This is a genomic window from Geomonas sp. (genome assembly GCF_035254065.1).
Classification (GTDB): domain Bacteria; phylum Desulfobacterota; class Desulfuromonadia; order Geobacterales; family Geobacteraceae; genus Geomonas.
In genome coordinates this window covers 1-6,781 of the sequence record NZ_DATFBA010000181.1, presented here as the reverse complement: position 1 = coordinate 6,781, position 6,781 = coordinate 1, and the positions used below count along the sequence as shown (strand labels likewise).

General features: G+C 59.0%; 6 protein-coding genes. 3 read left to right on the top strand and 3 right to left on the bottom strand.

Going from position 1 to position 6,781, the window contains the following annotated elements; all coding sequences use genetic code 11:
- A partial coding sequence (gene ptsP, locus VJ604_RS08810; protein WP_324081658.1) for a phosphoenolpyruvate--protein phosphotransferase occupies nt 1-1,980 on the top strand: 1,980 nt, incomplete at its 5' end.
- On the opposite strand, the gene VJ604_RS08805 is transcribed toward ptsP, so the two are convergent.
- Nucleotides 1,953-2,174: a YtxH domain-containing protein gene (locus VJ604_RS08805; RefSeq protein WP_324081655.1), complete on the bottom strand. Its 222-nt coding sequence runs from the start codon at nt 2,172-2,174 to the stop codon at nt 1,953-1,955. The genes ptsP and VJ604_RS08805 overlap by 28 nt on opposite strands.
- 185 nt (nt 2,175-2,359) lie before the next feature.
- On the opposite strand from VJ604_RS08805, the gene VJ604_RS08800 reads away from it, so the two are divergent.
- Entirely contained in the window at nt 2,360-3,382 is a 1,023-nt protein-coding gene (locus VJ604_RS08800) for a peptidylprolyl isomerase (RefSeq protein WP_324081653.1), read from the top strand.
- A gap of 187 nt (nt 3,383-3,569) precedes the next feature.
- On the opposite strand, the gene VJ604_RS08795 is transcribed toward VJ604_RS08800, so the two are convergent.
- The gene (locus VJ604_RS08795) at nt 3,570-4,085 is read right to left on the bottom strand and encodes a ferritin (protein WP_324081650.1); all 516 of its coding nucleotides are present in this window, start codon (nt 4,083-4,085) and stop codon (nt 3,570-3,572) included.
- Nucleotides 4,086-4,230: 145 nt separating this feature from the next.
- The gene (locus VJ604_RS08790; protein WP_324081648.1) at nt 4,231-5,004 is read right to left on the bottom strand and encodes a slipin family protein; all 774 of its coding nucleotides are present in this window, start codon (nt 5,002-5,004) and stop codon (nt 4,231-4,233) included.
- Between the two features lie 186 nt (nt 5,005-5,190).
- On the opposite strand from VJ604_RS08790, the gene VJ604_RS08785 reads away from it, so the two are divergent.
- Nucleotides 5,191-6,564 (top strand): sigma-54-dependent transcriptional regulator, encoded by a 1,374-nt coding sequence (locus VJ604_RS08785; RefSeq protein ID WP_324081647.1) that lies wholly within the window; start codon nt 5,191-5,193, stop codon nt 6,562-6,564.
- The last annotated feature ends 217 nt before the right edge of the window (nt 6,565-6,781 follow it).

Below are 6,781 nucleotides of genomic sequence, written 5' to 3'. Positions count from 1 at the left end.
GGCGTCATTGTCATCCAGAACCGCGAGGCGCGCACCTTTACCCCCCAGGAGATCAGCGCCGTCTCCACCATAGCCTGGCAGATCTCCTCCATCGTCTCCAACGCAAAACTGCTCGACTCGATCAGGAAGAAGGAGGAGGAGCGCGCCTTCTACCAGGCGGAGGTCGAGCGGCTGAAAAGCAAGGAACCGGTCCGGGACCAGCATAAAAAACGGGATACCTCCCAGCGGAGTGCGCTCTTCGGAATCCCCATCTCCCCGGGGTTCGCCGATGGCAAGGTTTCGGTCCTCCACCAGGGGACCCGGGATCTGACGGTGGTCGAACGGGTAAGGCCGCGGGCCGAGGAGCAGCAGAGCTTCCTGCAGGCACTGGAGAAGGCGCGCATCCAGACCATCTACATGGAGAAGCGGGTGGGCGAGATTCTCTCCGAGGCGGATGCCGCCATCTTCCACAGCCACCTGATGATCCTTGAGGACCGCAGCTTCATCGGCAAGATCACCGCTCTCATCGAGGGGGGGCTGGGAGCGCTGAGGGCGGTGAGCGAGGTGGTGAGCGACTACGTGGCCGCATTCGCCCAGATGGAGGACCCCTACCTGAGGGAGCGCTCGGCCGACATGGAAGACATCGGCCGCCGGATCTGTGACGCCTTGAGCGGAAACAACCGAAACCGCGGCAGGCTCAAGGACAACCGGGTCATCATCACCCGCGAACTGCTCCCCTCCGACCTCGCCTTCATGGACCACGGCAAGGTGATCGGCATCGCCACCGAAAGGGGGAACCAGAACGCCCACGCGGCGATCATGGCGCGCGCCCTCGGCATCCCGGCGGTATTCGGGGTGGAGGGACTGCTGAAGCAAATCGGCGTGCGAAGCGAGGTCATCGTGGACGGCACCTCTGGCTGCGTCTACATCAACCCCGACCCGACCGTCAAGCACGAGTACCAGCGGCTGCAGGGGGAGTTCGACCTCAGGCAGCGCGAGCTGGAGGGTATCCGCGACCTGCCGGCGGAAACCACCGACGGCTGCCGCATCAAGCTGCTCGCCAACATCGGCCTGTTGAGCGACCTGCGGGTAGCGCACCTAAACGGCGCCGAGGGGGTCGGCCTGTACCGGACCGAGTTTCCCTTCATGACCCGCAGCTCCTTCCCCGGCCGACTGGAGCAGGCCGCCATCTACCGCAAGGTGCTGGAGGGTTTCGAGGGGATGCCGGTCACCATCAGGACGCTGGATATCGGCGGGGACAAGGTCCTCCCCTACTTCAGCCACCCCAAGGAGGAGAACCCCTTCCTCGGCTGGCGCTCGATCAGGATATCGCTGGAGCGGGAGGACATCTTCAGGGAACAGCTGGCGGGGGTGCTGCTTGCCTCCCCCTACGGCAGGTGCAACCTGATGTTTCCGCTGATCTCCTGCGTGGACGAGGTGCGCACCATCCGCAGGATCCTGGAGGAGGTCAAGGAGGAGCTCGCCAACGAGGGGAAGGCTTTCGACGATAAGATCGGCATCGGGGTGATGGTGGAGTTGCCGGCGGCGGTGCTGGTGGCGGAGATGCTGGCGAAAGAGGTGGACTACCTGAGCATCGGCACCAACGACCTCATCCAGTACACGCTGGCCTGCGACCGCAACAACCCGCGGGTCAGGAGATGGTACGACCAGTACCACCCGGCGGTCCTGCATTCGATCAAGAAGGTGGCAGACGCGGCGGCGGGCGCGGGGAAGCAGACAACCGTCTGCGGTGAGATGGCGGGTGATCCGGTGAACGCGATCCTGTTGGCGGGAATGGGGATCAGGAACTTCAGCCTGTCCGCCCCCAATATACCCATGGTGAAGGAGGCTATCCGCCGCATCTCCCTGGAGGAGGCACGGCGGATAGCGGACAGGGTGCTTGACATGGAAAGCTCGCAGCAGATCAAGGAGTACCTGGAAGGGGTCGACCGCGGGCTTGGTTTATCTTTTCTCTATATCCAGCAGTCGCCGCCGTCGTAGTTGAGCGGATCTCCCTTGCCGGTCGCCCCCCCCTTCATGCGCTGCTTGATCTTATCGAGCGCCTCGTCCCTGGCCTCACCCAGCTTCTCGCGAATCTCGCGGCCGGTCCTGGGGGTGAAGAGAAGTGCTGCGCCAGCTGCTACTGCGGCTCCCGCCAAAAACGCAAGCAGTGCCTGTTCGGATTTCTTCGACATGTACACGCTCCATGTAATTAGATTAAATTCGAAATTAAGCTTGCATTATTCTTATCATATTCCGCGTCGCAATAAAACCCCCAAGGTGAAATTATGTTACAACACGCCTCAGTCAGTTTTTGAGGTTTAAAAAATAGACCATCAATGCTAGTATTTCCAGAAAATTTCTCTCAAAGGAGATTGGCATGCCCCGTTTCAAGAAAGTAGCCGCCCCTGCCCTTGCCGCTTTACTGCTGGTGAGCCTCCCCGCCCTCCCCGTCCTGGCAGAAACCGCTGCCCAGCCCGCCGCGAAAGAGCAGGCGAAGGAACAGCCGAAGAGCTCCTCTAACGAGGTAGTCCAGAAGGTGAACGGGACTCCCATCCTGAAGAAGGACCTGGACCGCGCCGTCAAGATCCTGCTGGAAGAAAATCATGTACCGCAGCCCGTCCAGCCGGAAGTCCTCAAGAAGGCCCAGGAAGCTGCCCTTGATCAGCTCACCTCCATGGAGCTCCTCTATCAGCAGGCCGCCAAGGTCGAGGTGAAGGACCTCGACAAGCAGGTGGCGGACAAGGTCGAGAGCAGTAAGGCGAAGATCGGCTCCAAGGAGGATTTCGAGAAGGCGCTGAAAGCCGCCGACATGACCCCTCAGGACCTGCAGGACTTCACCCGCAAGGACATCGTGATCGGCAACTTCATCGAAACCCGTTTCAATGACAAGGGAACCGTCACCGACGCCGAAGCGAAAAAGTTTTACGATGACAACCTCGAAAAGTTCTTCAAGAAACCCGAAACCGTCAGGGCGAGCCACATCCTGATCGGCGTCGACGAGAAGGCCTCCGCGGAAGACAAGAAGAAAGCCAAACAGAAGGCAGACGCGGTCCTCAAGCGCGTCAAGGGAGGCGAGGACTTCGCTGCCATCGCCAAGGCCGAGTCAAGCTGCCCCTCCGCCGCCCAGGGGGGAGACCTTGGCGACTTCACCCGCGGCCAGATGGTGTCCGCTTTCGAGACCACGGCGTTCACCCTGAAGCCGGGCCAGATCAGCGAGGTGGTGGAGACCCAGTTCGGCTATCACATCATCAAGGTGACCGAGAAGCACGAAGCCTCCACCGACAAGTACGAGGACGTGAAGCCGAAGATCACCGAATACCTGAAGAAGCAGAAAGCCCAGAAGGCGCTGAGCGACTACGTCGACGACTTGAAGAAGAACGCCAAGATCGAGAAGATGTAAGTGAACTGAAACAGACAAAAAAAGGGCCCGCAGATGCGGGCCCTTTTTATTTTTAATCTCTGATATTTTCCCCTCGCCCCTTCCGGGGAGAGGATGCCCGAAGGGGGGGTGAGGGCTGCTTCCAAACGGCAACTGCTGCCCTCCCCCCTGCCCCTCTCCCCCAAGGGGGCGAGGGGTTGTAAAGGGTCTAGGCAGCCGCGGTTGGCGGAGGCACGAACACCCGGGTCGCCAGCTCGTTGTCGAGCAGCAAAAGCCCCTGCCCGTTGTCTCCAATCAGCTTCAGCTTCCCAATCAGGTCCCGGTCGTTCTCCTCTTCCTCGATCTGCTCAGTCACGAACCACTGCAGGAAAATGTGGGTCGCGTGGTCTTTCTCCGCCAGGGCCAGGTCGGTCAACTCATAGATGGAAGAGGTGATGAACTGCTCGTGAGCGAGGGTCTGCTGGAACATGTCCAAGAGGTTCACGAACTCGGTGGGCGGAGCTGCAATGGCGGCAAGCTCGGTGTGCTCGCCCCGGCTGTTGATGTAATTGAAGAACTTCATGGCGTGAACCATCTCCTCCTGGTACTGCACCATGAACCAATTCGCTGCCCCTTTCAGCCCGATGGAGGCGGCGTAGGAAGACATAGACAGGTAGAGGTAGGCAGAATACAGTTCGTTGTTGAGCTGCTTGTTCATCTTCTTGCTGAGCTTCTTGGTGTACATACAGATCTCCTTGTTGATATAAACGGCCTTTCCCCGTTCGCTCCCTCGTCAGAGTGACGAACAACAGAGAGAGGACCTCATAAAACACATTCTAATAGACAGCCTGCTGACCTTAACACGTCCCACTCTTGATGGGAAAGGTCCTTTATTTCTCCCCGCTCTTTGACGCGCTCTGTAGAAATACCTTCAGCATGTCGATAGGTACCGGGAAGATGGTGGTGGAGTTCTTCTCAGCGGCGATCTCGGTCAAGGTCTGCAGGTAGCGAAGCTGCAGCGACATCGGTTCTCCCGCCATCACCGCGGCCGCCTGGGCCAGTTTCTCAGAGGCCTGCAGTTCCCCTTCCGCATGGATGACCTTGGCCCGCCGCTCGCGCTCAGCCTCGGCCTGCTTGGCGATGGCGCGCTGCATTTCCTGCGGCAGGTCGATGTTCTTCACCTCAACGATAGTGACCTTCACCCCCCACGGTTCGGTCTGCCGGTCCAGTATCTCCTGCAGTTCCAGGTTTATCTTCTCCCGGTTGGCGAGCAACTCGTCCAGATCGACCTGTCCGAGCACGCTCCGCAAGGTGGTCTGCGAGAGCTGGCTGGTCGCGTACAGGTAATTCTCCACCTCGACCACCGCTCGCACCGCATCCATCACCCTGAAGTAGATGACGGCGGAGACCTTGACGGTGACGTTGTCGTGGGTGATGACGTCCTGAGACGGCACGTCCATGGCCACGATGCGCAGCGACACCCTGACCAGCCGGTCGATGCCGGGGATGATGAAGACCAGGCCCGGCCCCCGCACATGCTTCACGCGCCCAAGGCGAAACAGCACCCCCCTCTCGTACTCAGGCAGTATGCGGATGGCATTGGTAGCCAAGGCGATCAGGAAAACCACTACGATGATAGCGGGAAACAGTGCGAAGATGTCCACGAGACCCCTCCTTGATCAGATATCCCTCCTGGTAAAGGTTACCAGAAACCGTCAAAAAGCCAATGATTGCTGCAATTTCTGCCGCCGCCGCTTCTTGCCCCCACCTTTGCCCGGGCGATCTCCTTTACCCTTGCCAAATTTTCACAACCATGGTATCAAAGAGCATTCAAATGGGATTATTTTAATATGAAATCTTCAACTAAGATCCTGATCGTCGAGGACGACGCGACTAGCAGGGATGCCCTCAGCATCCTCTTGCAGGGGAACGGCTACGCGGTGACCGGCTGCTCCGCAGGAGAGCAGGGCCTGGAGCTGTTGAGGCGCGAACAGTGCGATATCGTCATCAGCGACCTGGTGCTGCCGGACATGAGCGGTCTGGAGGTCCTGAGCAGGATCAAGGAGAGTTTCCCCCGCACCGAGGTGGTGATGGTGACGGGGCACGCCTCGGCCGAGACGGCCGTGCAGGCCATGAAGAAAGGTGCCTTCGACTACATAACCAAGCCACTCAACCTGGACGAGCTGCGCATCATCCTGGCAAAAGCCGTGGAGAAAAAAGTGCTTCTCAAGGAGAACGGCTACCTTCGAAAGCAGTTGCGGGAAAGGTACGAATTCGCCAGCATCATCGGCAATTCCAGGGCCATGCAACTGCTCTTTTCACGGATGAAGCGGATCATCCAAACCGACTCCACCGTCCTCATCCTGGGAGAATCGGGAACTGGTAAGGAGCTGGTGGCCAAGGCAATCCACTACAACGGCCGCAGGAAAGACAAGCCCTTCGTGGCGGTGAACTGCTCGGCCATTCCGGAAAACCTCCTGGAAAGCGAATTATTCGGGCATGTGAAAGGGGCCTTCACCGGAGCGCTCAAGGAGAAGGTCGGCAAATTCGAGGCGGCTAACCAGGGGACCATCCTGCTGGACGAGATCGGCACCCTCCCCATGCACCTGCAGACCAAGCTCTTGCGGGTCCTCCAGGAACAGGAACTGGAGCGGGTCGGCTCGAACAAGCAGATCAAGCTGGACGTGCGCGTGATCTCAGCCACCAACGTGAACCTCGAGGAGGAGGTCCGGCGCGGCAACTTCAGGGAAGATCTGTTCTACCGCTTGAACGTGATCCCGCTGCAGATCCCTCCTCTAAGGGAGCGGACCGAAGACATCCTCCCCCTGGCCACCCACTTCCTGGAGAAGAACTGCCGTACTATGGGACGCCAGTTGATGCACCTCGACAAGGAAGCGCTGGAGGCGCTGGAGGCGTACCCGTGGCAGGGCAACGTGAGGGAGCTGGAGAACATCATCGAGCGGATCGTCGCCCTGAGCGAGGGGGACGTCATCTCCTTGCGCGACCTGCCGGCCAACGTGACCAGGAGCTACTTGGAGGGGTCCCCCACCGCCGTCACACCGGCCGGCATCGACATGGTGCAGACCATCAACGAGATCGAGAAGAGGATGATCGCCGAGGCGTTGCAACTGGCCGGTGGGGTCAAGGCCCGTGCCGCCATCATGCTCAACATAAACCGCACCACCCTGGTCGAAAAGATGCGCAGGCTCGGCATGCCGCTGTGACTCCCGGCCACTGTCCGGAGACAATTAAGTCCTTACATCGACAATAAAGTACTTACATCGACAATTGAGTCCTTACCTTTTTAATCGAATTCTGAAAAAGGCTTACAATAAAGTCCTTACATTTTTCGGAAGCGCCTCAAATTGCTACCACTTTTGCGAGATGGCTGAAATCGTTAGTTCGTACCGCATTCAGGGCACTTTTTGGTTTTCATTAGAC